The organism is Nakamurella sp. (assembly GCF_044224575.1).
In the GTDB taxonomy this organism is placed as follows: Bacteria; Actinomycetota; Actinomycetes; order Mycobacteriales; family Nakamurellaceae; genus Nakamurella.
Map to the genome: position 1 here is coordinate 251,468 of NZ_JBGAKE010000001.1, position 26,292 is coordinate 277,759.

Genomic DNA, 26,292 nt, shown 5'->3' on the forward strand with positions numbered 1-26,292 from the left:
CGATGGCCGAGCTCGAGGCGCTGCCGGGGTCGACCCGACCTGCGGAGCCGCCGCCGGTGGTCGAACTCGTCGACGTGTGGCGGTCGTTCGCCGGTCCGCCGCCGGTGGACGCGCTGCGCGGCGTCGACCTGCGGCTGGACCGCGGCGAGTACCTGGCCATCGTCGGCCCGTCGGGTTCGGGCAAGTCCACGATGCTGCACGTGCTCGGCCTGCTCGACCGGCCGTCCGCCGGCATTTACCGGCTCGAAGGCGTCGACGTGTCGCAGATGAGCGAGGCGCAACGGTCGGGCCTGCGCGGCCACCGCATCGGTTTCGTCTTCCAGGCCTTCCACCTGCTGCCCACCCGCAGCCTGATCGACAACGTGCTGCTCCCGCTGATCTACCAGGGAGTGCCCCGCCGGGGTCGGCGGGACCGGGCGGTGCAGGCCCTGGAGCGGGTGCACCTGGGGCATCGCCTCGACGCCAACCCGTTGACCCTGTCCGGCGGTGAACGGCAACGGGTCGCGGTGGCCCGCGCCCTGGTCAGCGAACCGTCGCTGCTGCTGGCCGACGAACCGACCGGCAACCTGGACCAACGCAACGCTGCCGGCGTGCTCGACCTGTTCGACGAGTTGCACGCCGCCGGCATCTCGATTGCCATCATCACCCATGACGACGCCGTCAGCCGCCGGGCTCAGCGGCTGGTCCGGATCACCGACGGCCGGGTGAGCGCCGGATGACCGCACCCGTCGGTCCCGGCGACGACCCGGCCCCCGGCGACGACCCGGCCCCCGGCGGCCCGTCTGCCGGCGGCCCGTCTACCGTCGACCCGGCTCCGGCCGGCGAGGTCACCGGGTCGGCGGCCCGATCGTTCCGGTCCCGGTTCGCGCTGCTCGACCTGCTGGACGAGAGTGTGCTGAGCGTGAGCGCCAGACCGGCCCGGCTGATCCTCACCATGGTCGGCTGCGTCGCCGGGATCGCGGCACTGGTCGCCACTCTCGGCCTGGCGCAGACCGCGTCCGGGCAGATCGCCGAACGGTTCGATGCGGTGGCGGCCACCCGGGTGGTGGCGCAGATGGCGGACGCGGCGGGCCGGGCGGCCGGACCGGACGGTTCGGTCGAACCCGAGACCATGACGTTGCCCCGGGACGCCGCCGCGCGGGTCGCCCGGCTGGCCGGGGTCCAGGCGGCGGCCACCTACTCGGCCGTCGACGCCGGCGGCGCCCGGGTCAGTGGCGTCGACACCGGCGTACTCGGCGCCGGTTCCGGCGTGGACCTGCCGCTGGTGGCGATCTCCGGCGACCTGCTCGGCACGGAGGTCGGCACCCTGGCCGCCGGGCGGATGTTCGACATCGGCCACAGCCGGCGCGCGGACCCGGTCGTCGTCCTGGGCCACCGGGCGGCCGAGCGGCTGGGGGTGAGCCGGATCGACATCCAGCCCAGCGTCTTCATCGGCGACCGGCCCTACCTCGTGGTCGGCATTCTCGGCGGCGTCGAGCGGCGGACCGATCTACTGGACTCGGTGATCCTGCCCGACGGCACCGCCTTCGCCCGCTTCGACCTGACCGCGCCGGCCCAGGTAGACATCCGCACCGTCGTCGGCGCCGCGCAGCAGGTCGGGGCCCAGGCGCCGATCGCCTTGCGCCCCAACGACCCCCAGCTCGTCGACACCCAGGTACCGCCGAAGCCGGGCCGGCTGGCCGAGAACGTGGCCGGGGACGTCAACGCGCTGTTCCTGGCCTTCGGCGCCGTCGCGTTGATCGTCGGCGGGCTGGGCATCGCCAACGTCACCCTGCTGTCGGTGCTGGAACGATCCGGGGAGATCGGGCTTCGGCGCGCGGTCGGCGCCCGCCGCCGGCACATCGCCGGCCAGTTCCTGGTCGAGTCGGGATTGATCGGGCTGCTCGGCGGGCTGATCGGTACCGCGCTCGGAGTGATCGGCGTGGTGGTCACCGCCGCCGTGCAGCAGTGGACACCGATCCTGGACTCCCGGCTGGCCCTGCTCGCGCCGTTGGTCGGTGCCGGCATCGGCCTGCTGGCCGGTGGCTACCCGGCGTGGAAGGCCGGCTCCATCGAGCCCATCACCGCGATGCGCGGAGGTCTGTGAGCCCGGCCGGGCCGGGTGGGTCGGTCGCGGTGGCGCAGGGTGACCCGAACGGATCAAGGGTGTCGCAAGCGCTCGTACCCGGGCTTGATGACCTCGTCAATGATGGCCAGCCGCTCGTCGAATGGAAGGAACGCGGACTTCATCGCGTTCACTGTGAACCATTGCAGCTCGTCCCAGCCGTAGCCGAAAGCCTCAACCAGGCCGGTCATCTCGCTGCTCATCGAGCAGCCGGACATCAACCGGTTGTCGGTGTTGACGGTCACCCGGAACTTGAGCTCCGCAAGCAGGCCGATCGGGTGCTCGGCGATCGACGTCGCCGCCCCGGTCTGCACGTTCGATGTCGGCGCCATCTCCAGCGGGATGCGCTTGTCCCGCACGTAGGCGGCGAGCCGGCCCAGCTCCACCCGGCCACCGGGATGCAGGGTGATGTCGTCGACGATTCGCACCCCGTGCCCGAGTCGATCGGCGCCGCACCATTGGATCGCCTCCCAGATGGACGGCAGCCCGAAGCCCTCGCCCGCGTGAATCGTGAAGTGGGCGTTCTCCCGGCGCAGGTACTCGAACGCGTCCAGGTGGCGGGTCGGCGGGAAGCCGGCCTCGGCCCCGGCGATGTCGAACCCGGCCACGCCCTGGTCGCGGAACGCGACGGCCAGCTCGGCGATCTCCCGGGAGCGGGCGGCGTGCCGCATGGCGGTGAGCAGGATCGTCGCCCTGATCCCGTGCCCGGCCGCGGCCGCGGCCGCAGTCCCGGCGGCCACCCCGTCGAGCACCGCCCGTACCACCTCGTCGAGCGAGAGTCCCTGCTCGGTGTGCAATTCGGGGGCGAACCGGACCTCCGCGTAGACGACCCCGTCGGCGGCCAGGTCCTGCACGCACTCCGAGGTCACCCGGATCAAGGACTCGCGGGTCTGCATCACCGCGAGGGTGTGCGTGAAGGTCTCCAGATACCGTTCCAGCGACCCGGAGTACGCGGACTCGGCGAACCAACTGGCGAGCTCGCTCGCGTCGCCGGCCGGCAGGTCGCGATAGCCGAGCTGGTCGGCGAGTTCGATCAGCGTCGCCGGCCGCAGCCCACCGTCCAGATGGTCGTGCAACAGGACTTTCGGTGCGGTGACGATGGTCTCGGCGGTCAGTGGGGTCGGCATCACCGCACGTTACCCGGCGGGGCCGCCCAGGGCCGCACGGACCACGTCGTCGACCGCGGCCTGGCCGGCCATCCCCCCCGGGTCGGCCTGCAGGGCCGGGCCGTCCTGCTCGCCGAGGCCCTCGTCGTCCGGCACGCTGCCGGACAGCACGACGACGATCCGGTCGGCCGTGAAGCCCATCGAGTGGATTCCGGCGATCCCGGACAGGCAACAGCCCCAGCCCTGTTTGGACCCCGCGCCCGGCACCAGCCGCATCCCGAACCGCTGATCCACCCCGTCCGCGGCGATCGCCGTGGTCGCGCGCATCGCCGGGCCGATCACGCTCGCGGTCAGCGGATCGGCCAGCACGCCCGTCAGCAGGGTCGCCAGATCGGCCGGGGTCAGCTGCACGTTGCCCCAGTACGTGCCGTCCGGAGTCGGTGTGGTGCCGGTCATTCCGTACCGGGTGGCGACCCGCTGCACCATCTCGTCGCCGCCGGTCGCGTCGTACAGGTCGCTGGCGATCACGTCGTCCGACGTGGCGATCATCCGGGTGAGCACGGTGTCGATCTGGGCCGGGTCGGTCAGCATGGGCAGCGATTCCTCGGTCGCCTGCGGATCGTCCGGCTCGGCTCCGGTCTCCTCCGCGGCCGACGGCCGGGCGGGCCCGGCCGAGGCCGGCGCCGCGGGGGCGATGTCGGTGGTCCCCGGTTCGGTGGTCCCCGGTTCGGCGGGGTCCGTCGGCCATCCGTTCGTCAGCACGTCGGCGGCGATCATCACCTTCAGCAGGCTCAGCGACGGATAGGGCGTGTCGGCCCCCCGGGCGACGAGCACCGCACCGGTCGGCCGGTCGAGCACCACCACGCCCATGGTCACCCCGTTGCTTGTCGCCTGGGCCAGCGCGGCATCGACGGCCGCCGTCGGGTCGGCGGGCGGCGCGGGCCAGGGCGCGGACGTCGCCGCGTCGTCCCCGGGGGTGATCGGGGCGGTGTTCAGGCCACCGCGGCCAGCCGGGGTGAGCGGGTCGGCGTCGGGGCCGGCCAGGGGCGGAACCGTCGGGTCGGTCGAGGCCGGTCGCGTCAGCGGCGGCACCGAGACGAAGATCGCCGAATTCGGGTTGGCCCGGGCGTCGTCCCGGTGCGCGGCGAGGGCAATGACGAGCCCGGCCACCGCGAGCAACGAGGCCAGGAGCACGCCGGCGCGGCCCGCGCGGTGACCGCGCGAACGGCGCGCTCCAGCACCCACGACACCGCTCCCCGACCGACATCCGTGGGCGAGACCGACGCCCCGCACCATCGTCAGCAATGCTACTGATCCGCCGCCGACCCCCATCTCAGTTGATCATGGGTTGGCGGCCGTTCCGCCTGACGGATAACGGCCCCGATCCCATGATCAACTCCGGGTCCGGGGCGGACGGGGGGGGATCGGGTCGGGGGCCACCTGGGGGCGGTCGGGTGGTCCGGGCCGTCAGCCCTCGGTGATCACGTCCAGGACCAGTGCGGGGCGGTCGAACGCGGCACCGGTCGGGTCGATCCGGATCGCTCCGGACAGGTCGGCCAGGGCGGCGGTGAACGCGTCCGGGGTGTTCGTGTGCAGCTCGAAGAGCGGCTGGCCGACCCGCACCTCGTCCCCCGGCTTGGCCAGGCACAGCACGCCGGCGGCAGCCTGCACGGCGTGCTCCTTGCGCGCCCGGCCGGCGCCCAGCCGCCACGCGGCCAGACCCACCGGCAGTGCATCGAGTTCGGTGACGACGCCCGTCTCGTCCGCCACCACGACCTCCCGGAACCGCGGGGTCGGCAACGGCGCATCCGGGTCACCACCCTGCGCGAGCACCATCGACCGCCAGGCATCCATCGCCTTGCCCGACGCCAGCACCTGCGCCGGATCGGCCGACAGCCCGACCAGCGAGACCATCTCCCGGGCCAGGGCCACGGTGAGCTCGACGACGTCGGCGGGGCCGCCGCCGGCCAGCACCTCCACCGACTCGGCGACCTCGATCGCGTTACCGACCGCCCGGCCCAGCGGGGTCGACATGTCGGTCAGCAGCGCGCTGGTCCGGACCCCCTCGCGCGACCCGAGGGCCACCATGGTGCGGGCCAGCTCGGCCGCATGGTCGGCCCGCTTCATGAACGCACCGGTGCCGACCTTGACGTCGAGCACGAGGGCGGAGGTGCCCTCGGCGATCTTCTTGCTCATGATCGACGCCGCAATCATCGGGATCGACTCGACGGTTCCGGTGACGTCCCGCAGCGCGTACAGCTTCCGGTCCGCCGGGGCGAGATCCTCGGACGCCGCGCAGATGACCGCGCCGATCGAGGACAGCTGATCCGCCATCTCCCGCGGGGACAGGGTCGCGCGCCACCCGGCGATCGACTCCATCTTGTCCAGGGTGCCGCCGGTGTGGCCCAGGCCGCGGCCGGACAGCTGGGGCACCGCCGCGCCACACGCCGCGACCAGCGGGACCAACGGCAGCGAAATCTTGTCGCCCACCCCGCCGGTGGAGTGCTTGTCGACGGTCGGCCGGCCGACGGTGGACAGGTCCATCCGCCGGCCCGACGCGATCATCGCCGTGGTCCAGGCGGCGATCTCGGCGCCGGTCATTCCGTTGAGCAGGATCGCCATCAGCAGCGCCGACATCTGCTCCTCGGCCACCTCGTGCCGGGTGTAGGCGTCGATGATCCACTCGATCTGCGCCTCGCTCAGCGCGGCGCCGTCCCGCTTGGCCCGGATGACGTCGACCGCGGCGATGGCGCTCACGCCGGACCGTCCCCGGCGGCGAGCCACCCCGGATGTTCCGCTCTCACGTCAGGCCCCATTCCCGGCATTGCGCCCCGCGCCGGCGTGGCCCACGTCTGCGCCCAGCTTCGGTCGCAGCTCCTCGCGCAGTTCGCGGAAGTTACGCGGAGTCGCGTTCCAGCGGGCCTCATCGGTCTCCTCGAAATGGACGTCGTACCGGCCCGTCGTCCGGTCGAACTGCACCAGGATCTTGCGCGGGAGGGCGTCATCGGGCTGGTAGTAGCTGTCCGTGTACGCCTTCACCGCAGTCCTGACCGCCCACGGGTCGGCCGCGACGGCCGAGATCCGGCCGCCCGGCGAGTACAGATAGCCGTGGGCCGAGTTGAACTCGCCGTCAGGGAATTCGAGCACGATCGCGAGGGATTCCCACCCGTCCCGGTCGGCGTCCGGCCCCTCGAGATTGTCGATCTGAGCGCGGATGAGATCGGCGATGACACTGCCGGCCAAGGGGTTTCCTCCCGGGGGTTCATCGACCGCGGCGAAGGTGCTCACCGCATCCCCCGCACCGAATTGATCATGGCGTTCTCTGTCACCGAGGTCGGCGTGTCGTCGGCGTGTCGTGCAGGGAACGCCATGATCAACTCCAGGTGGGATCGGGGGCGGCGGTCCGGGCGGCCGGCAGGTGCTCGGGGCCGAACGCGTCGGGGAGGACCGCGCTCATCGGCAACGGCCCGGACGGGGTCTCGACCAGCAGCTCGGCGCCGCCGAACTCGTAGAGCAGCTGCCGGCACCGGCCGCAGGGCATCAGCAGCTCCCCCGCGCCGGACCGGCAGGCCACCGCGACCAGGGCGCCGCCGCCGGTCAGCCGCAACTGCCCGACAAGGGTGCACTCGGCGCACAGACCCAACCCGTAGCAGGCGTTCTCGACGTTGCAGCCGGTGATCATCCGGCCGTCGTCGACCAGCGCGGCCGCGCCCACCTGCAGCCCCGAGTACGGGCAGTAGGCGGCCGCCGCGGCCTCGACGGCGGCCTGCCGGAGCAGCGGCCAGTCCACGAGGGGGTCGGTATCGGGCATCAGTGCCCACCCTTTCGGTAGATCATTCCGTCGGCTTTGGGCATTCTCAGGTTCTGCGACGCCAGCGCCATCACCAGCAGCGTGATCGCGTAGGGGGCGGCCTTGACCAGTTGCTGGGGCAGCTCGTCGGTGGCCAGGAACCACCAGACGCACAGGATGGCGATGACCGCGGCCACCGCCGCCACCGTATGGTGGCCACCCCGGTACTGCAGCACCGCGACGACGGCCAGTGCGATCGCCACCAGGATCAGGAAGGCGTGCATCGCCGAACCGGACGCGTCGTACTGCTGGACGCCGTCGGTGTAGCCGAACAGCGAGGCACCCAGGGCCATCCCGCCGGGCCGCCAGTTTCCGAAGATCATCGCGGCCAGGCCGATGAAGCCCCGACCACCGGTCTGCCCGTCCTGGAACTTCAGGCCGACCACCAGGAACGAGCCGGCCAGCCCGGCCAGCCCACCGGACACCGCCACCGCGACGTACTTGTACCAGTACACGTTGACGCCCAACGATTCCGCCGCGTACGGGGCCTCGCCGCAGGACCGCAACCGCAGGCCCAGCCGGGTGCGCCAGAGCACGAAGCCGGTCGCGACGATCAGCAGCACGGCGAGCACGGTCAACAGGGACAGGTTGGTGCACATCCCGCGCAGGATGCTGGCCACGTCGGAGACGAAGAACCAACCCTTGTCCTCGATCTCACCGAGCCAGTCGGACAGGAACGGCAGGGTGATCCGGCCGACGTCGGGCACCGGTGGCGACTGCCGCTGACCGCCGCCGGGGGCGTCGGTGAACAGCAGCCGTGACAGGTACAGCGCCAGCCCCGGCGCCAGGATGTTGATCGCCACGCCGGCGATGATGTGGTCCACGCCGACGGTGACGGTGACCAGCGCCAGCAGCAGGCCGCCGAGCAGGCCGCAGAAGATGCCGAAGACCACGCCGGCCCAGGCGCCCCACTGGTAGCCGGCGTACCCGGCGCCGAAGGTGCCGAGGATCATCATGCCCTCGATGCCGATGTTGACCACCCCGGCGCGTTCCGACCACAGGCCGGACAGGCCGGCCAGCGCGATCGGGGTGGCCGCGGTGATCGCGGCCTGGATGGCCCCGGAGGAATCGAGGTTGTTCGCGCCGGTCAGGATGCGGACCAGGGACACCACCGCGATGCCGATCGCGACGATGCCCAGCCACATCACCGGGGTCAGGTTCCGCTGCGGCCGGGAGGATTTCGGCAGCGGGACCGCGAGATCCGAGTCGACGCTCATGAGCCCACTCCGCTCGCCGGTTCGGCCGCGGGCGCCGGTTTGGACTTGGCCGCCAGCGCCCGGGCCACGTCCTTGGCCTCGAGGGTGAGCCGGTAGCGGCGGACGAACTCGTAGGCCACCACCACCGAGAGCACGATGATGCCCTGCATGATCGTCACCAGCTCCCGCGGCACCCCGACGCCCTGCAGCGCGTTCGCCGAGTTGTCCAACGCCGCCCACAGCAGGGCGGAGAAGATCATGCCGACCGGGTGGTTGCGGCCCAGCAGCGCGATGGCGATTCCGGTGAAGCCGATGCCGGTCGGGAAGTTCAGCGAGTAGGACGCGGCCGACCCGTTCAGCAGCTCGGGCATGCCGATCAGCCCGGCGACCGCACCGGACAGCAGCATGGCCGAGACGATCATCTTCTTCACCGAGATGCCCGACGCGATCGCCGCCGACTCCGACATGCCGGTGGCCTTGATGCTGAAGCCGAACACGGTGCGGGACAGCATCAGGGCGTACAGCACGCCGACCACGGCGGCCAGCGCCACCAGGGTGTAGAGCGGCGTCGTCGAGCCCTCGAAGAAGATGACCCCGAGCTGGCCGCCCTCGGTGATCTTGGGCGTGGAGATGTTGTTGCCCTCCTGCACGGCCAGCCGTTGCGGCGTCAGCAGGTAGGCGATGACAAAGGTGGCGATCGCGTTCAGCATGATCGTGCTGATCACCTCGCTGACCCCACGGGTGACCTTGAGCAGCGCGGCGACGCCGGCCCAGGCGGCGCCCACCGCCATCGCCACGAGCAGCGTGATGATGATCCGCAGGAAGCCGGGCAACGCACTCATCCAGGCCGCGCCGGCGACGGCCGCTGACAGCATGGCCGCCAGCCGGTACTGGCCGTCGACACCGATGTTGAACAGGTTCATCTTGAACCCGATCGCCACCGCGACCGCGGCCAGGTAGTAGATGGCCGACTGGTTGATCGTGCCGAGGATGATGCGCGGCCGCTCCAGCGCGTCGAACATCGCGCCGAACGCGTCGATCGGGCTGTGGCCGGTGGTGACCAGCAGGATCGAGGTGATGATCACCGAGACCAGCAGCGCGCCGACCGGCGCGGCCGCGCCGAGCAGGAACCGCCGGCCCTTCGACCCCGTCATGACTTCACCCCTTCCTGACCGCTCGCGCCCGCCGACCCGCCCGGGTCGTCGGCCGCGCCCGTCATCGCCGCGCCCAGTTCCTCGGGGGTGACCGAGCGCGGGTCGTAGGTGCCGGTGAGCCGGCCGCGCAGGATCACGGTCAACCGGTCGGACATGCCGATCAGCTCCTCCAGGTCGGCCGAGATCAGCAGCACCGCCAGGCCTGCGGCGCGCGCCGTGCGCAGGTGTTCCCAGATCGCGGCCTGCGCCCCGACGTCCACGCCGCGGGTGGGGTGCGAGGCGATCAGCAGCACCGGGTCCTCGCTCATCTCCCGGCCGACGATCAGCTTCTGCTGGTTGCCGCCGGACAACGACGCGGCAGTCACCTCGATGCCCGGGGTGCGCACGTCGAACGTGTCGACGATGCGCCTGGTGTCGGCGCGCGCCGCGCCGCGGTCGAGCAACCAGCCGCGGGCGGACGGCCGCCGGGTCTGGTGGCCCAGCACCCGGTTCTCCCACAGGGTTCCCTCCAGGATCAGGCCCTGGCGGTGCCGGTCCTCGGGGATGAACCCGACCCCCGCCTCCCGGCGGCCGGCCGTCGACAGATGCCCGACGTCCCGACCGGACAGCGAGACGGTGCCGCCGGCGATCGGCCGGATGCCCATGATCGCGTCGACCAGCTCGGCCTGACCGTTGCCCTCGACGCCCGCGATGCCCAGCACCTCGCCGGCGTGGATCTGCAGGTCGATGTCCGACAGCACGTCCCGCTCCCCGGACCCGCCGGCCACCTGCACTCCGGACAGTTCCAACACCACCGTGTCGGTGACGGTCGATTCGCGCAGTTCGGGAACCGGCAGGGCCGAGCCGACCATCATCTCGGCGAGTTGCTTGTTGGTGACGGCCTTCGGGTCGGCCGTGCCGACGGTGGTGCCGCGGCGGATGACGGTGATCTCGTCGGCGATGCTGCGCACCTCGTCGAGCTTGTGCGAGATGAAGATGATGGTCAGGCCCTCGGCCTTGAGTTCGCGCAGGTTGCCGAACAGCTCGTCGACCTCCTGCGGCACCAGCACGGCCGTCGGCTCGTCCAGGATCAGCGTCCGGGCGCCGCGATAGAGCACCTTGAGGATCTCCACCCGCTGCCGCGCACCGACGCCGAGGGTCTCCACCAGCGCGCCGGAATTGACGACAAGCCCGTACCGGCGGGCCAGCTCGTCGATCCGCCCGCGGGCGCCCTTGACGTCGAGCCGGCCACCGGACACGGGCTCGGAGCCCAGGACGATGTTCTCCCAGACGGTCAGGTTGTCGGCGAGCATGAAGTGCTGGTGCACCATGCCGATGCCGACTGCGATGGCGTCGGCCGGCGATCCGAAGGTGACCTGCTTGCCGTCGACGGCGATGGTGCCCTCGTCCGGCTGATGCATGCCGTAGAGGGTCTTCATCAGGGTCGACTTGCCGGCGCCGTTCTCGCCGACGAGGGCGTGCACGGTGCCGCGGCGCACGCTGAAGGTGATGTCCGAGTTGGCCACCACCCCGGGAAACCGCTTGGTGATGCCGGTCAGCTCGACGGCCGGCGGGTCGGTCACGGCCGCAACCGGTCCTCCGGCGGGTGTCGCGTCGGTAGTCATCGCACCTGCACCTCGCGATTCAGGTTCGGGCGGGCGGAAAGGCGGTCGAGCACAGCTGCCGTGTGGCAGTCATAGCAGAACATTCTTCGGCGGAACGGGCCGGAATGGGCACGGCCCCGACGGGATCATTCCCGTCGGGGCCGCGTCGCGTCAGGTCCGCCCCTTCAGGCGCTGTCCGACGTCCGGACCGGGATCACCCGCCGACGGTGCTCGGCACGGTGATGCTGCCGTCGAGAATGCCGGCCTTGGCCTTCTCGATGTCCGGCACGTACTCGGTGATCAGGCCGCCCGAGGTCGAGTAGCCGACACCGTCGTTCTCCAGGCTGTAGACGTGCTGCCCGGCGATCGGGCTGCCGTTCACCGCACTGGCGATGAAGTCCCAGGTCGCGACGTCGACCTTCTTGAGCATGGAGGTGATGATGACGTCCTTCACATCGGCCAGGGACGGGATGTTGTACTGGTCCGAATCGACGCCGATGGCCCAGTTGCCGGTGGTCTTGGCCGCCTTGAACACGCCGGCGCCGGAGCCGCCGGCGGCGGCGTAGATCACGTCGATGCCGTCGTTGTACATGCCGGTCGCGATGGTCTCGCCCTTGTCCGGGGCGTTGAAGCCGCTGAAGTCCGGCGGCTCGGTGATGTACTTGCTGGTCACCGTCGCGTTCGGGTTCGTCGCCGTGACGCCGGCCTCGAACCCGGCCTGGAACTTCTGGATCAGCGGGGTGTTCACCCCACCGATGAAGCCGACCTTGCCCGATGCGCTCTTCTTGGCCGCGGCGACGCCCACCAGGTACGAGCCCTGCTCCTCGGCGAAGGTCAGCGAGGCGACGTTGGCGACGTCGGCCAGGCTCGAGTCGTCGACGATCGCGAAGTGCACGTTCGGGTTGGCCGCCGCGACCTCCTTCAGCGCGGTGGCATAGGCGAATCCGACGGCGATGATGTCGGTCGCGCCGCTGTCGACCAGCTGGTTGAGCCGGTCGGTCTTGGCCGAATCGGGCTCACCCTGACCCGCGGTCAGTTCACCGACCACGGTGACGCCCTCGGCCTTGGCCTTGTCCAGGCTGGCCGCGGCGAGGTCGTTGAACGACTGGTCGCCCCGGCCGCCGACGTCGTAGGCCAGGCCGAGCTTGACCGAGCCGGGGTCGCCGGTCAGCGACGCCACGGCCGCGGACGCACGGGACTGCACCGAGGAGGCGGCCTCGCCGGCCTTGCTGGTCAGGCTGGATGCCGCCGATTGGGCGGCGGACGCGGCCGACTGGGCGGCCGAACCGACCGAGGCGGCGGCGCTGGATGCGGACGAACCGCTGGGGGACGAACACGCGGCCAGCGCGAGGCCGGCCACAGCGAGTCCGGCGATGAGTTTCAGTCCTACGGCTCGACGCACGTTGGATCTCCCTTTCCCTTCCTGGACGGGGGCATCGTCGGACCCTACTCGCGGGTATGCCGGGAGAGCGAGGGCTGCATCGCTCCGTAACCGAATCGTTCATCAAATGCCCGGATTGCCGGATTATTTCGGCAGGATTCACGTCCCGGCTGCCCACGGACCGTAACTTTGCCCTCGGCGACCAAGCCTGCCTCCCCATTCGGTCACTCATGGTGACCGGATCGGCACACCGTCGGCCACGCCATCGGCCCGATCCGGTGTGCCCAAGCCCACGCCGGTGTCGAGCACGTCACACAAGGGGCAGGAGCGACCCGTGTGAACCCGGGGTTAGCCTTGGGCCCTGATCGCGGTCGCCGGCCCTGCGATCGGGTCGCCGACCGCGCCGGTCCCACCATTCATGCACGTCCGCCGTCGAAGTCGGAGGTCGAGGAGCAACATGTCCAACCCTGCCGTCGTGGCCGGCGGTCAGCCGGCACCACCACCCAGGCGAGGCTCCGTCTACCGCGGAGATGCCGGGATGTGGTCCTGGGTGGCCCACCGGATCACCGGCGTCCTGACCTTCTTCTTCCTGTTCGCCCACGTGCTGGACACCGCCCTGGTCCGGGTGTCGCCCGAGGCCTACAACGAGGTCATCGAGACGTACAAGAACCCGCTGGTCAACCTCATGGAGGTCGGCCTGGTGGGTGCGGTGCTCTACCACGCGCTCAACGGCATCCGGGTCATGCTGGTCGACTTCTGGGCCAAGGGCGCCCGCTACCAGCGCACGATGCTGTGGATCATCTTGATCATCTGGTTCGTCGTGATGGTCCCCGGTGTCTACTTCATGATGAAGCACACCGTGGCCAACCTGTTCGGTGGTGCGTGATGTCGGCAGCATTCGATCCGCCCGCCACCCGCGGCATCGAGGCGCCGCGGGCGCCGCACAAGCGGGTCACCGGGCGCCGCAGCAGCGTCGAGATGTACTCCTGGATGTTCATGCGGCTGTCCGGCATCGTGCTGGTGGTCCTGGTGCTCGGCCACCTGCTGATCATGAACGTGCTGGACGGCGGGGTGCACCGGATCAACTGGGGCTTCGTGGCCGGCCGCTGGGCCAGCCCGTTCTGGCAGGCCTGGGATCTGATCATGCTGTGGCTGGCCGAGATCCACGGCGCCAACGGCCTGCGCACGGTGATCAACGACTACGCCCGCAAGGACGGCACCCGGTTCTGGCTGCAGTTGCTGCTGCTGATTTCGGTGGTGCTGACCCTGGCGGTGGGGACGCTGGTGATCTTCACCTTCGATCCCTCGATGAGCTGACAGGAGCCATTGACTATGCAGTTCCATCGGTACGACGTGCTGATCGTGGGCGCCGGCGGTGCCGGCATGCGCGCGGCCATCGAATCGGGCCAGCGGGCCCGCACCGCCGTGCTCACCAAGCTCTACCCCACCCGGTCGCACACCGGAGCGGCGCAGGGCGGCATGTGCGCCGCACTGGCCAATGTCGAGGACGACAACTGGGAGTGGCACACCTTCGACACCGTCAAGGGCGGTGACTACCTGGTCGACCAGGACGCCGCCGAGGTGATGTGCAAGGAGGCGATCGACGCCGTCCTGGACCTGGAGAAGATGGGGCTGCCGTTCAACCGGACGCCCGAGGGCCGGATCGACCAGCGCCGGTTCGGCGGGCACACCCGCAACCACGGCGAGGCCGCCGTCCGCCGGGCCTGTTACGCGGCCGACCGCACCGGCCACATGATCCTGCAGACGCTGTACCAGAACTGCGTCAAGCTGGGGATCGAGTTCTTCAACGAGTTCTACGTGCTGGATCTGCTGCTGTCCAAGACCGACGAGGGCGAGGTCTGCTCCGGCGCGGTGGCCTACGAACTGGCCACCGGCGAGATCCATGTCTTCCAGGCCAAGTCGGTGGTGCTGGCCACCGGCGGCGCCGGCAAGATCTTCAAGACGACCTCGAACGCGCACACGCTGACCGGCGACGGGCTGGGCATCGTCTTCCGCAAGGGCCTGCCGCTGGAGGACATGGAGTTCTTCCAGTTCCACCCGACGGGCCTGGCCGGGCTGGGCATCCTGATCTCGGAGGCGGTCCGCGGCGAGGGGTCGATGGTGATGGAGGTGCGCGAGGGCCGCGGCGCCGGACCGAACAAGGACTACGTGCTGCTCGACGTCACCCACCTCGGGGCCGAGGTGCTGGAGACGAAACTGCCGGACATCGCCGAGTTCTCGCGCACCTACCTGGGCGTCGAGCCGCTCGATGAGCCTGTGCCGGTGTTCCCCACCTGCCACTACGTGATGGGCGGCATCCCGACCAACATCACCGGTCAGGTGCTGCGCAACAACACCGACGTCGTGCCCGGGCTGTTCGCGGCGGGCGAGTGCGCCTGCGTGTCGGTGCACGGCTCGAACCGGCTGGGCACCAACTCGCTGCTCGACATCAACGTGTTCGGCCGGCGGGCGGGCATCGCCGCCGCCGAGCACGCCGCCGCCACCGACTTCACCCAGGTCCCGGACGATCCCGAGGCCGTCGTGATCGAGATGGTGACCAAGCTGCGCGAGTCCACCGGCAAGGAGCGGGTCGCCGAGATCCGCACGGCGCTGCAGAACACGATGGACCTCAATGCCGCCGTGTACCGCACCGAGGCCACCCTCAAGGAGGCCTTGGGCGACGTGCGGCTGCTCAAGGAGCGGTACGCGCGGGTGTCGATCCAGGACAAGGGGCAGCGTTACAACACCGATCTGCTCGAGGCCGTCGAATTGGGCTTCCTGCTCGAGCTGGCCGAGGTCCTGGTGGTCGGCGCGCTCGTGCGGCAGGAGTCGCGCGGTGGGCACGCCCGGGAGGACTACCCGAACCGCGACGACGCCAACTGGATGCGGCACACCATGGCCTACAAGCAGGGCCTGGAGCTGACCGCCGACATCCGCCTGGACTACAAGCCGGTGGTCCAGACCCGCTACCAGCCGATGGAGCGCAAGTACTGATGACGATCGCAGCTGAGACCGGCACCGGCTCTCTCGACCGCGCCGAGCTGCCGCCCATCCCCGAGGGCGCGGTGATGCTCACCGTCACCATCCAGCGGTACAACCCCGAACTGGACGACGCGCCGCACATGGAGTCGTACCGGGTGCCGGCGCAACCCGGGGACCGGCTGCTCAACGTCCTGCACTACATCAAGTGGTACATCGACGGAACGCTGACCTTCCGCCGGTCCTGCGCGCACGGCGTCTGCGGCTCCGACGCGATGCGGATCAACGGTCGGAACCGGTTGGGTTGCAAGGTGTTGGTCAAGGATCTCATCGGGGACAAGCGCAACGAGGTGACCATCGAGCCGATCAAGGGCCTGCCGCTGCTCAAGGACCTGATCGTCGACATGGAGCCGTTCTTCGACGCCTACCGGGCGGTCAAGCCGTTCCTGATCACCTACGGCAACCAGCCGACCCGGGAGTACGTGCAGTCGTCCAAGGACCGGGACCGGTTCGACGACACCACCAAGTGCATCCTGTGCGCCTGCTGTACCACCTCGTGCCCGGTCTACTGGTCCGAGGACGCCTACGTCGGACCGGCGGCCATCGTCAACGCCCACCGGTTCATCTTCGACTCCCGTGACGAGGGCGCCCAGGAGCGGCTGGAGATCCTGTCCGACGCTGAGGGCGTCTGGCGCTGCCGCACCACGTTCAATTGCACCGAAGCCTGCCCGCGCGGCATCCAGGTGACCAAGGCGATCCAGGAAGTCAAGCGCGCCTTGATGTTCCGCCGAGTCTGACGTCGAGGTCCGGGTCGGGGGTAAGAGGTCAGGGCGTGCTGGCAACAGCGCCTGACCCGAAGTATCCCTGGAACAGGAACCAGAAGTTGCGGATGCCGTAGGACGAGCACTGGTCGCCCTCACCCGGGTAGGCGGCCAGGGACGCGGCGTTGGGCTGGTAGGGCGTGTAGTTGTACAGGGACGCGGTTGCGGTGTTGCGCATGGTCACCGGCGCCGACCCGCACGCCGGGTCCACGTCCCAGGCGATCTGGTAGGTCCGGCCGCTGCGGTAGGAGTAGTTCTCCGGCGAGACCCGGTAGCGCGACCACTGTTTGGCCATCCCGGCGGTCTGCACGACGAAGCCCCGGTAGGCCGGGTCGCACGCGGCGGCGCCGTCCACGTCGGGGCAGTGCCAGCCGAACGCGGCGTCGTAGTTCGCCTCGGTGGGCGCCGGCCGATCGAGCAGGCTCGATTCCTTCTGCAGGGTGACCAGCATGATCTGCGGGTTGACCCGGCACGCCGTCGACAGCTGGGCCAGCAGGGCAGCCGTATCGAGCCCGGCGCCACCGAGGTAGGCGTCGCAGTACTGGTCAGCCGCTCCCGGGTCCAGGGTCCAGGTCCGGTTCTTCAGGCACAGCTCACCGACGCAGCCGGCGCCCTGGGCGGCGATGAAGCTGCGGATCTGCGGTTCGGTCATCGCGCCGGAGTCATAGAAGACCTGGTCGGAGATGATGTTGCCCGCATCGAATCCGCGCCGGGCGATACCGGCCCCGGTCCCGGGCCGGTACGGGGCCACCACGTCCCCGGTGCCCGGCGCGCCGCCCGGCGCGGGCGACACTGCTTCCCACGAGGTGCGGAAGCTGGGCATCGGCCCGACGTCGAACAGCGGCCCGGTCGGCGACGGCGCGGCCGGCTGGGCCAGCACGTCGGCCGCCGCCGGGGTGCTCGCGGTCGCCTCGGTCCGGCCGACGGCCAGGGCGACCACGGCGACGGCCACCACCAGGCCGACCACCGCCAGCAGCAGGAACGCACCACCGGGACGCCGACGACGCACCGGCACGGACGCGTGCACGGCGCGAGCCCAGTCGTCTGCCCCCACGATTCGACGGTACCGTCCGCCGCCGGCTCCGAACCAACCTTTCCGGCCGGTCCGGGCGGTCAGCCGCGGGGGCGGGCCACCCAGTCGGCGGTCGCCGCTTCGCCGAGCAGCGCGGCCAGGTCCGTGCCGGGGACCGCGGCCGCCGCCAGCCGTAGCACCGTCGGCGGGGCCAGGCCGGCCAGATGCCGGACCGCCTGCTCCCGCTCCCCCGGCCGCCGGGGTTCGGCCGGACCGGCGACGGTCGTCAAGGTCGGCGTGGCCGCGGTGACATCGGCCAGTACCCGGGCGATCTCGGCCGGATCGCCGGCCCGCACACCGGGTGAGCCGGCCAGTTCCTCCAGCCGCACGACCCGGCCGTAGACCGCCGGGTTGCTGATCTTCACCCGCTGCCCACTGATCAGCTGGCTGACCATCGGCGCGCTGAGCCCGATCACCGCCGCCAGCCGGGCCTGGGTCAACCGGTACGCCGCCATCAACCGGTGCAGCCGGTCCGACCAGCTCAGCCCGTAGAGGTCGACCTGGCGGGTGACGGTGGGCCCGCCGGGCGGCTGCAGTCGAGCGTGGGGTCCATCGGCGGTGGGCACGACACCCCTTCCGGGCTTGCATCTTGGATTTGCATGTGCAAATGTTGGGTTTGCTACTGCAAAGATATCGGACGGAGAACCCCGTGTCACGATTCGTTTCCGCTCACCGCCGAGCGGCGGCCCGGGCCGCTGCCCTGGTCGGCGCGACGGTGCTGGCGGCGCTGACGTCCCTCTCGCCGGCCGCCGCCGCACCGTCCGCGACGGCGCCCACCGCCGCGGCCGCGGCGCCGGTTCCGGTGATGATCGTGCTGGACGCCTCGGGATCGATGAACCAGGCCGACGCTCCCGGCCCGCGCATCGACGCCGCCAAGGCCGCCGCCACCGATCTGCTCGGCACCCTGCCCGCGGACGCACAGGTCGGCCTGATGGTCTACGGCACGGGCACCGGCAGCACCGATGCCGAACGGGCGGCGGGCTGCCAGGACATCCGGACGCTCGCCCCGGTCGCCCCGCTGAACGCGGCGGCCCTGGCCACCCAGATCCAGGGCATCTCCGCATCCGGCTACACGCCCATCGGCAACGCGCTGACGGCGGCGGCCGACGCGCTGCCGAACGAGGGCCCGCGCAGCATCGTCCTGGTGTCCGACGGCGAGGACACCTGCGCGCCGCCGACCCCCTGCGACGTCGCCCGCGACCTGCACCGGCAGGGCATCGACCTGACGGTGCACACCGTCGGCTTCAAGGTCGACGCCACCGCCCGCGATCAGCTCAGCTGTGTCGCCCAGGCCACCGGCGGCACCTACAGCGACGCCGGGGACGGCGCCGGCCTGGCCCAGGCGCTCCAGGCGAAGGTCGAGGTCGCGATCACCGGCTACACCACCGCCGGCACCCCGGTCACCGGCGCCGACCGGGCCTCGGAGCAGGCGCCGCTACTGACGCCCGGCCAGTACGTCGACACCTTCGCGGTGGGCGGCTCGGAGGACACGGCCACCCCCGGAACGACCAAGTACTACACGGTCCCGGTGCAGGCCGGCATGCGCCCCTACATCTCGGCCACCATCGTGCCGGCGGACGAGACCATCGGCGGCGCCACCGACATCGGCATTCTCGGCCTCGATCTGGACCTGCTCGGCCCGGACGGAACGGCCTGCCGGCACGAGCGCGGCTCGGTCATCCTGCAGGGCGCCAGAAATCAGGAGGCCACCGGGGTGATGGCGGGACCGACCTTCGGAACTCCCGAGGCAAAGTCCTGCCCGCAGAGCGGGGTCGCCGTCCTCCGGGTCGCCCGCATCGGTGGGGCCTGGGCCGACCGGCCGCTCCCCGTGGAGATCGTCGTCCGGATGGAACCACCGGCCGACACCGCCGGCCTGCTGCCCCAGGCGTCCGAGGGCGACGCGCTCCCGGCCCCGGTCGCCGGCCCGCCGGTCACGCTCACCGGCGGCACCAGCTTCAACGACGCACCGCGGCTCACCAGCGGGGCCACCTACTCCGACACACTGTCCACCGGCCAGACCCGGTTCTACCGGGTTCCGGTGCAGTGGGGTCAGCGGCTGACCTACCTGATCACCGAGGTCGGTCCCGCCCAACCCAGCCTCGGCTACACCACTCCCGCCGTGTGGGTCGACGTCTTCAACCCGGTGCGGTCGACGGTCACCCTCCTGGCCGACACCAACGGCCAGCAGTGGTTCGGCGACACGCCGGACACCCATGCCTTCACATCGTCGACGCCGTACCCGGCCCGCTACACCAACCGCAACGGCGCGAGCCAGCGCGAGTTCGCCCTGGACGGCGACTACTACCTGCGGGTCAACGCCGACCGGCACGAGCAACAACCGTCCACCACCACCTTCCTGATCAAGGTCGTCGTCAGCGGCGACGTCGAGCCCGGCCCGACCTACCTGGCGGCCGGCACCGCGGCGACGAGCGGCAGCTCCACGTCGGGGACGGCCGGCTCGGCCGGGTCCACCACGCCGCCGTCCGGTGCGGTCGCGGGTTCCGCCACGAGCGGTTCGACGGCCAGCCCGGATGGCGTCGCCACGGACCGGACATCGGCCGACCCCGCGGTGCCGGGCTGGGTGTGGGCACTGGGTGGCGCACTGGCCGTGGGCGTCGTCGCGGCCGTCGTGATCCTGGTGACGCGGCGCCGGACCGCCGGCGGGCCGCCGAGCGTCGGGGGCGATCGTTGACCGGCCCGGCCCGCCTGCTCGGCGCCGTCACCGCCGCGGCGCTCGCCGTCCTGACCCCGACGATCGCGGCACCGATCTCCGCACCGATCGCGGCACCGATTTCCGCGCCGATCGCCACGGCCGACGACCAGGCCGTTCCGGTGTCCGGGGCCGACCGGCCCGGCACCACGGCGCCGCGGCTGGACCCCGGCCGGTACGTCGACACCTTCTCCCGCGGCGGGATCGGCGAGTACGGCGCCATGGGCACAACGAAGTACTACGTGATCGACGCCCGGCCCGGCGTGCACCCCTACATCTCGGTGACGTTGTCCCCGCCGGACGCCGATCCGGCACCGGAGCAGCTGTTCGGCGTCGAGGTGACGCTGCTCGACTCGACCAGCGACGTCTGCGCCGCCAACGCCGCGGACGACCTCCCGGTGCAGGGCCGGCATCAACCGGTCATCGCGGTGCTCAACGGCCCGGTCTTCGGTGATCCCGACGCCAACGCTTCCTGCCCGACCGACGAGCTGGCCGTCCTGCAGGTCAACCGCATCGGCGAGGCGTTCGCGGATCAGCCACTGGAGGCCGAGATCGTGGTCCGGATGGAGCCGCCGGCCGACCGGGCCGGCCTGCCCGGACCGGCGCCGGTGGGCGCCGACCTCCCTGCCCCCGCCCACGGCACGCCGGCCGACCTCGCCGGCGGCCGGTCCTTCGCCCAGGCACCGGCCCTGTCCAGCGGCGCGACCTACCACGACACCATCGCGACCGGTGAGGACCGCTACTACAAGATCCCGCTGAGCTGGGGTCAGCGGTTCGCCTATTCGGTCACCGAGATCGGCCCGGCCGACCCGACGCTCGACGCGAGCGGGGTGGAGGTGACCGCCGACGTGTTCAACCCGGTCCGCGAGCTCGACGGGTTCGCCAGCACCGGCAGCCTGTGGTTCGGGCCCGCCGTGGGGGCCACGCTCGGGGCGGACACCGATTACCCGGTGCGCTACACCAATCGGGACGGCGTGCTGCAGGCGATCTATGCCCTCGACGGCGACTACTACCTGCGGGTCGGCGCGAACCGCAACGCGGTGCCGTCCCGCACGGACTTCGTGCTGACCGTGGCGATCGACGGCCGGGCGCAGACCGGCCCGACCTACCTGGCGGCTCAGCCCGGCGACCCGTCACCGGCCGCCGGGTCGTCGACTGAAGGTCCCACCGGCGGCGGATCTCCGGGTGCGGGGTCGGCGGCCGGGGTGCCCACCGCGCAGGCCGACCCCGTCCGCGGGGGTGTGCCCGCCTGGGGCTGGTGGGCCGGCGCCGCGGTGGCCGTGGCGGCGGTGGGCGCCGTGATCCTGGCGCTGCGGGCCCGGCGCCGACCGGATCAGGCCGCGCGCCAGCGGTAGGCACCGTCCGCCAGGGTGCAGACCAGCACGCCGTCGGCGCCGGTCCGGCGATCGCCCTCCTGTTGCCAGGTGCACTCGTCGCCGACCCGCGCGTCGACACTGCCCGGCGGGGATGCCGAGCCGGTCGACTGGCTTGTCGACGTGCCGGTGGGCGGCGGGCTGCTCGGGTCGCCGCCGCCCGTCCCGCCGATCAGCCGCACTCCCAGCACCACCGCGACCACCAGGACCAGCCCGCCGGCGAGCGCGGCCAGCACCCGCCCGGATCGCCGGCGCGGCCGGGCGGGTGGCGCCGCCGGCCCGGAGGCGGGTGCCGTGGCCGGCGCGGATGCCGTGGCTGGCCCGGGGGCGGGTGCCGTGGCCGGCCCGGGCGCGGGTGCCGAGGTCGGCCCCGCGGACGCGGATCCGGGCGGCGCGTTCCCGGGCGGCGCGGGCGTGACCGCCGCGGGTCGTGGATCCGGTCGGCCGGTGCGCGGGGCGGTCGGTGCCACGTCGATGACCGTCACCGGCCCGCCCGCCGGGGCCGGCGGTACGGTCATCCCCGCCCCGGCGGCCAGCGCCGGCAACTGGTCCAGCACCTCGACCGGATCCCCGTCGCGGGTCCGGGGGGCCGCGTCGGCCCCGGCGCCGGCCAGCAGCGCCACGGCGGCCGGCACGTTCGGTGGGCGCTCGGCCGGGTCCCGCCGGAGCAGCGCATCGACCGCCCGCCGCAGGACCGGATCGCGGACCGTGTCGACGACGTCGACGGCCGGGCCGACCGGCTCCGCACCGCCCAGCAGGGTGACCGCCAGCCGGCCCACCGCATACAGATCGTGGCGCGGATCCGGCGGCACCCCACCCACGAGGACCTCCGGCGGCAGGTAGCCGGGGGTCCCGATGACCGTGCCGACCTGGGTCAGCCGGGCATCCCGCCGGCTGATGGTCAGCCCGAAGTCGGTCAGCACCGCGTGCAACGGGCCGGTTCCGGTCACCCGCAGCAGCACGTTGGCCGGTTTGACGTCCCGATGAATCAACTCGGCGTCATGCACGGCGGCCAGCCCGGCGAGCACCTGGTACAGGAGGGCGACCACGGTGCCCTCGGCCAGCGGGCCGTAGTCGCCGATGAGGGTGTGCAGCGAGCCGCCGGCCACCAGCTCGCTGGCGATGAGCACCGTGCCGTCCTCGGCGGCCCAGTTGTAGGGGCTGACGATGTGCGGATGGTCCAGCCGGACCGACTGCTCGCGGACGAAGCGCAGCAGCTCGCCGGCATCGCGCTGGCGCAGCAACTTGGCCGCGCAGTACGCACCCCGCCGGCGGTCGTAGGCGCGCCAGACGGTGCCCGAACCCCCTGACCCGATGGGGTCGATCAGGGCGTACCGGCCGGCCACGACATCGCTCATCGGACCCGGCACCCCCGTCGCGGCATCGGCCGAGTATCCCAGCCCGGGCCCGATCAGCCGCCGGGGAATGACGGGCGGGCCCCCACCGTTATGCCTGGCAGTATCGGAAACAGATTGACCGTGCGATCCGAACAATGCCGAAGAGAACCGAAGGGACATTTCCGTGGCCACGCTGGAGCTGACCAACGACAATTTCGAGACGACGGTGTCCGGTGACGGCATCGTGCTCGTCGACTTCTGGGCCGCCTGGTGCGGTCCGTGCCGTATGTTCGGGCCGATTTTCGAGGAAGCGTCGGAGAATCACACCGACATCGTCTTCGGCAAGATCGACACCGAGGACCAGCAGCAGCTGGCCGCGGCCGCGAACATCCGGTCCATCCCCACGCTGATGGCGTTCCGGGACGGCATTCTGGTCTTCTCGCAGGCCGGAGCCCTGCCCGCGCCCTCGCTGGAGCAGCTGATCGGCGCGGTCCGCGACCTGGACATGGACGACGTGCGTCGGCAGATCGCACAGGCACAGGAACAGGGCGCAACCGCCCACTGACACGCTGCTCACGGGGCGGGCGTTACCGTAAGCCACGATGCCCGCCTCCCTGCCCCGGCGCGTCGCCCTGGTGGGGGCCGCGTTCGTCTTCGCCTCCCTGAGCGCCGTCGCGCCAGCTGAGGCCGCCCCGAACACCGATCCGTTCGTCCCACCCAGTGTGACCATCGAGGCCCCGTCCACCGACGGATGCCCGCAGCGGGACAAGCCGCCGCCCGCCGTCGACACGTCGGAGGACGTGCCGGACGGCCAGTTGGCGCCCGAGCCCCTCCCGATTCCATCGACACCGGTCGGAGGGGCGCAGTTGGCGAACTGCGGGCTGATCCTGCCGCCGAATGCGCCACCGCTGCCGCCGGACATCAGTGCCGGCGCCTGGGTGATCGCGGACCTGGACACCGGCGAGGTGCTGGCCGCCAAGGACCCGCACGGCCGCTACCGGCCAGCCAGCACGCTCAAGCTGCTGACCGCGCAGGTCATGCTGACCAACCTGAAGAACCTCGATCAAATGGTCGAGGGCACCCAGGCGGACACCGCCCAGGACGGCACCCGGGTCGGCATCGAGGCCGGCGGCCAGTACAGCGTCAGGGACCTGATCTCCTACCTGGTGATGATCTCCGGCAATGACGCGGCCAACGCGCTGGCCCGGACCAACGGCGGGTACGACAAGACCATCGCCGACATGAACGCCACCGCGAGGGCGTTGGGCGCGTTGGATACCCGGGCCGCCACCCCCTCCGGGCTGGACGGGCCGGGTCAGTCAACCTCGGCCTACGACCTGGCGTTGTTCGCGCGGGCCGACATGCAGACCGCGCCGTTCCCGGAATTCATCGCCCGGCCCGACATTCGGGTGCCGGCCGCGGGCGGCGAAGGATACATCGCGGCCAACGACAACCAGCTGCTCGCCCAGTACCCGGGGGCGTTGGGCGGCAAGACCGGCTTCACCGACGACGCCGGCAACACTTTCGTCGGCATGGCAGGCAAGGACGGCCGGCGGCTGGTCGTGACGATGATGAACGGCACTCAGCAGCCCCGCCGGCAGTGGATGCAGGCCGCGTCGCTGCTCGACTGGGGTTTCGCTCTGCCGGCCACCTCGGCGCCGGTCGGTGAACTGGTGAACTCGCTGGCCGAGGCCACCGGCGGGCCCTCCCCCACGCCGAGCCTGCCCGCTTCGGCGCCGGTCCCGGGGTCGATGGTGGCATCGGGGACCCCGGGGCCGACCGCGGCGGCGGCCGCGCCGACCGCGGGCGAGTCGTCCAGCGGTATCCCGGTCGCCTGGATCCTGACCGGCATCGGCATCCTGGTCGTCGCCGCGGGCGTCGTGCTGCTCATCCGGCGTCGGCACCTGAACAAGAGGGCGGTGTTCGCCGGGGACGCCAAACCCAAGCCCGACCCGGCCGAACCCGGAGCGGCTGCGGTCGGCGAGCCGGCCGAACCGACCGGCGCAGACGAGCTGACCAAGCCTGCCGAGCCGACTGAACCGACGGGCACAGACGAGCCGACCGAACCTGTCGAGCCGGCCGGCCCCGCCGCCGCGGGAACCGACGAACCGACGGACGAACCGGAGGGCGCGGCCGAACCGGCAGCACCGGCCGAACCGGCGGATCCCAAGCCGGCCGAGGCGACGGGCGCGGCCGAACCGACGCCTCCGGCCGAACCGGCGGGTCCCAAGCCGGCCGAGGCGACGGGCGCGGCCGAACCGACGCCTCCGGCCGAACCGGCGGATCCCAAGCCGGCCGACCCCGGCGGCCCCGCGCCTCGCTGATCAAAACTGCGATTCGGCGTCCGAAAGGTCCGATCCGACGCGGATTTCATCCGCGAAGCAGGTCGGGCCGATCAAGTTGGCTGATCAAACCCGCGGACCGGCACCCGAAATGTCCGACCTGCCCCGGATTTGATCAGCGAAGCCGGCCGACCCCGGCGGCTCCGCCCAACCAGGGCCGACGCCACCACCAGACGAGCGGGCCGAGGCGCGGGCGTCAATCGCGCCGCCGACGCGCCCCCCAGCCCACCGCGGCACCGACCCCGAGCATCGCGGCGGACCTGAGCCGGGACGGCTCCTTGCGGACGATGAAGGTCGCTTCCGGCACCTCCGGCAGCGGCTCGTCGTCGTCCTCGTCGTGGCCTTCAGCCGTCGCCACCCAGGCGGCGACGAACAGCACCAGCTGAGCGACCAGGTTGAAGAAGAACAGCAGACCGATGACGGGGCCGAAGATCGCCGCGGTCTTCGAACTGCCCGTGAACGCCGGCAGGATCGTGGTCAGGGCGAACTTGAGGATCTCGAAACCGACCGCCGCGATGATCGAACCGCGCAGCCGCGCCTTGAACGGCGAGCGCTGGGCCTTCGGCGGCAGGATCGTGTAGACCCACATGAAGATCAACACGTCGGCGGCCATCGCGATCAGGATCGGCACCACGGTCAGCACCGGCAGCAGCCAGCTCACCTCCGCCAGGCCGAGCCAGCCCAGGATCGTGCCGGCGAACTGGGCGCCGATCGCCGACAGACCCACCGAGACCGTGACGGCCACGGCCAGCCCGGCCAGCGCGCCCAGGTCCTTGATGGTGCCGGTCACCAGGCTGTCCGCGTTGGCCTTGCCCGACTCGAATTTTCGCCCCCACAACGCCCGGATCGCGCGGCGCAGGTTGCCCATCCAGCCGATCCCGGAATACAACGCGATCAGCAGACCAACGATGCCGATCGCGAGCGGATTGGCCACCACGCTGTCGATGAGCGAGACCACCTGATTGGCGATGTCCACCGGCAGCAGCTTGGCCACCTCGTTCTCCAGGGTGTTCAGCAGCTCCTGGTTGTTGCGCAGGACGATGCCGGCGATGGAGAACCCGACCATCAGGATCGGGACCAGGGACAGGAACGAGAAGTAGGTCATCGCCCCGGCGAACTGGCTGCCCAGCCGGTCGCCATAGCGGGTGATGGCCGCGATCAGGTGTTTGACACCGGGTCGGGACGCGATCCGCTTGCCCAGCAGGACGAGCCGGCCGACGGGCGGCGGGTCGGCCGGAATCGGACCCTTTCCGATGGTGCGCTCCGGCGTGGTGACCATGAAAC

At 71.4% G+C, this 26,292-nt stretch carries 23 protein-coding genes; 10 read left to right on the forward strand and 13 right to left on the reverse strand.

Annotated features, from left to right (window positions below; all coding sequences use genetic code 11):
• The first annotated feature begins 2 nt into the window (after positions 1 to 2).
• Both ACILSK_RS01125 and ACILSK_RS01130 read left to right on the forward strand, forming a co-directional pair.
• On the forward strand, positions 3 to 719 hold the full coding sequence (locus ACILSK_RS01125; protein WP_395725478.1) for an ABC transporter ATP-binding protein: 717 nt from the start codon (positions 3 to 5) through the stop codon (positions 717 to 719).
• The gene (locus ACILSK_RS01130) at positions 716 to 2,086 is read left to right on the forward strand and encodes an ABC transporter permease (protein WP_395725263.1); all 1,371 of its coding nucleotides are present in this window, start codon (positions 716 to 718) and stop codon (positions 2,084 to 2,086) included. The genes ACILSK_RS01125 and ACILSK_RS01130 overlap by 4 nt, the downstream gene beginning before the upstream one ends.
• A gap of 53 nt (positions 2,087 to 2,139) precedes the next feature.
• Here ACILSK_RS01130 and ACILSK_RS01135 read toward each other — a convergent pair whose 3' ends face one another.
• The 9 genes from ACILSK_RS01135 to ACILSK_RS01175 form a co-directional block, all read right to left on the reverse strand.
• Positions 2,140 to 3,231, reverse strand: coding sequence for an adenosine deaminase (locus tag ACILSK_RS01135; RefSeq protein ID WP_395725264.1), 1,092 nt, complete (start codon positions 3,229 to 3,231; stop codon positions 2,140 to 2,142).
• Between the two features lie 9 nt (positions 3,232 to 3,240).
• Positions 3,241 to 4,455 (reverse strand): serine hydrolase, encoded by a 1,215-nt coding sequence (locus ACILSK_RS01140; protein WP_395725265.1) that lies wholly within the window; start codon positions 4,453 to 4,455, stop codon positions 3,241 to 3,243.
• Between the two features lie 222 nt (positions 4,456 to 4,677).
• Positions 4,678 to 5,967, reverse strand: coding sequence for a thymidine phosphorylase (locus ACILSK_RS01145; RefSeq protein ID WP_395725266.1), 1,290 nt, complete (start codon positions 5,965 to 5,967; stop codon positions 4,678 to 4,680).
• A 48-nt stretch (positions 5,968 to 6,015) separates the two neighbouring features.
• Positions 6,016 to 6,453 (reverse strand): hypothetical protein, encoded by a 438-nt coding sequence (locus ACILSK_RS01150; RefSeq protein ID WP_395725267.1) that lies wholly within the window; start codon positions 6,451 to 6,453, stop codon positions 6,016 to 6,018.
• A 130-nt stretch (positions 6,454 to 6,583) separates the two neighbouring features.
• Positions 6,584 to 7,021: a cytidine deaminase gene (locus tag ACILSK_RS01155; protein WP_395725268.1), complete on the reverse strand. Its 438-nt coding sequence runs from the start codon at positions 7,019 to 7,021 to the stop codon at positions 6,584 to 6,586.
• Positions 7,021 to 8,277 (reverse strand): ABC transporter permease, encoded by a 1,257-nt coding sequence (locus tag ACILSK_RS01160; RefSeq protein ID WP_395725269.1) that lies wholly within the window; start codon positions 8,275 to 8,277, stop codon positions 7,021 to 7,023. The genes ACILSK_RS01155 and ACILSK_RS01160 overlap by 1 nt, the downstream gene beginning before the upstream one ends.
• A complete protein-coding gene (locus tag ACILSK_RS01165; RefSeq protein ID WP_395725270.1) occupies positions 8,274 to 9,410 on the reverse strand; it encodes an ABC transporter permease in 1,137 nt (378 codons plus the stop codon). The genes ACILSK_RS01160 and ACILSK_RS01165 overlap by 4 nt, the downstream gene beginning before the upstream one ends.
• Positions 9,407 to 11,014, reverse strand: a complete 1,608-nt coding sequence (locus ACILSK_RS01170) for an ABC transporter ATP-binding protein (protein WP_395725271.1) — start codon at positions 11,012 to 11,014, stop codon at positions 9,407 to 9,409. Before ACILSK_RS01170 ends, ACILSK_RS01165 begins: the two co-directional genes overlap by 4 nt.
• Before the next feature lie 193 nt (positions 11,015 to 11,207).
• A complete protein-coding gene (locus ACILSK_RS01175; protein WP_395725272.1) occupies positions 11,208 to 12,395 on the reverse strand; it encodes a BMP family protein in 1,188 nt (395 codons plus the stop codon).
• 436 nt (positions 12,396 to 12,831) lie between these two features.
• Between ACILSK_RS01175 and sdhC the strand changes: the two genes are divergently transcribed.
• From sdhC to ACILSK_RS01195, 4 genes are read left to right on the forward strand one after another with little or no spacing between them, the layout of a single operon-like run.
• Positions 12,832 to 13,260 carry a succinate dehydrogenase, cytochrome b556 subunit gene (gene sdhC, locus ACILSK_RS01180; protein ID WP_395725273.1) on the forward strand — a complete coding sequence of 143 codons (429 nt, stop codon included), beginning with the start codon at positions 12,832 to 12,834 and terminating at the stop codon, positions 13,258 to 13,260.
• On the forward strand, positions 13,260 to 13,691 hold the full coding sequence (locus tag ACILSK_RS01185) for a succinate dehydrogenase hydrophobic membrane anchor subunit (RefSeq protein WP_395725274.1): 432 nt from the start codon (positions 13,260 to 13,262) through the stop codon (positions 13,689 to 13,691). Before sdhC ends, ACILSK_RS01185 begins: the two co-directional genes overlap by 1 nt.
• 15 nt (positions 13,692 to 13,706) lie before the next feature.
• Entirely contained in the window at positions 13,707 to 15,368 is a 1,662-nt protein-coding gene (locus tag ACILSK_RS01190; RefSeq protein WP_395725275.1) for an FAD-binding protein, read from the forward strand.
• The gene (locus ACILSK_RS01195) at positions 15,368 to 16,150 is read left to right on the forward strand and encodes a succinate dehydrogenase iron-sulfur subunit (RefSeq protein WP_395725276.1); all 783 of its coding nucleotides are present in this window, start codon (positions 15,368 to 15,370) and stop codon (positions 16,148 to 16,150) included. Before ACILSK_RS01190 ends, ACILSK_RS01195 begins: the two co-directional genes overlap by 1 nt.
• 28 nt (positions 16,151 to 16,178) lie before the next feature.
• Here the strand turns inward: ACILSK_RS01195 and ACILSK_RS01200 are convergent, their stop codons facing one another.
• Both ACILSK_RS01200 and ACILSK_RS01205 read right to left on the reverse strand, forming a co-directional pair.
• The gene (locus ACILSK_RS01200; RefSeq protein WP_395725277.1) at positions 16,179 to 17,228 is read right to left on the reverse strand and encodes a hypothetical protein; all 1,050 of its coding nucleotides are present in this window, start codon (positions 17,226 to 17,228) and stop codon (positions 16,179 to 16,181) included.
• 59 nt (positions 17,229 to 17,287) lie between these two features.
• Positions 17,288 to 17,812: a helix-turn-helix domain-containing protein gene (locus tag ACILSK_RS01205; RefSeq protein ID WP_395725278.1), complete on the reverse strand. Its 525-nt coding sequence runs from the start codon at positions 17,810 to 17,812 to the stop codon at positions 17,288 to 17,290.
• Positions 17,813 to 17,895: 83 nt separating this feature from the next.
• Here ACILSK_RS01205 and ACILSK_RS01210 point away from each other — a divergent pair, with 83 nt between their 5' ends.
• A complete protein-coding gene (locus tag ACILSK_RS01210) occupies positions 17,896 to 19,938 on the forward strand; it encodes a VWA domain-containing protein (protein WP_395725279.1) in 2,043 nt (680 codons plus the stop codon).
• Entirely contained in the window at positions 19,935 to 21,311 is a 1,377-nt protein-coding gene (locus ACILSK_RS01215; RefSeq protein WP_395725280.1) for a hypothetical protein, read from the forward strand. Before ACILSK_RS01210 ends, ACILSK_RS01215 begins: the two co-directional genes overlap by 4 nt.
• Here the strand turns inward: ACILSK_RS01215 and ACILSK_RS01220 are convergent.
• Entirely contained in the window at positions 21,290 to 22,687 is a 1,398-nt protein-coding gene (locus ACILSK_RS01220) for a serine/threonine-protein kinase (protein ID WP_395725281.1), read from the reverse strand. The genes ACILSK_RS01215 and ACILSK_RS01220 overlap by 22 nt on opposite strands.
• 163 nt (positions 22,688 to 22,850) lie before the next feature.
• On the opposite strand from ACILSK_RS01220, the gene trxA reads away from it, so the two are divergent.
• Both trxA and ACILSK_RS01230 read left to right on the forward strand, forming a co-directional pair.
• Positions 22,851 to 23,231 carry a thioredoxin gene (trxA, locus tag ACILSK_RS01225; RefSeq protein ID WP_395725282.1) on the forward strand — a complete coding sequence of 127 codons (381 nt, stop codon included), beginning with the start codon at positions 22,851 to 22,853 and terminating at the stop codon, positions 23,229 to 23,231.
• Between the two features lie 37 nt (positions 23,232 to 23,268).
• Positions 23,269 to 24,990, forward strand: a complete 1,722-nt coding sequence (locus tag ACILSK_RS01230) for a serine hydrolase (RefSeq protein WP_395725283.1) — start codon at positions 23,269 to 23,271, stop codon at positions 24,988 to 24,990.
• A 214-nt stretch (positions 24,991 to 25,204) separates the two neighbouring features.
• Here the strand turns inward: ACILSK_RS01230 and ACILSK_RS01235 are convergent, their stop codons facing one another.
• Positions 25,205 to 26,287, reverse strand: coding sequence for a YhjD/YihY/BrkB family envelope integrity protein (locus ACILSK_RS01235; protein WP_395725284.1), 1,083 nt, complete (start codon positions 26,285 to 26,287; stop codon positions 25,205 to 25,207).
• Between the last annotated feature and the right edge of the window lie 5 nt (positions 26,288 to 26,292).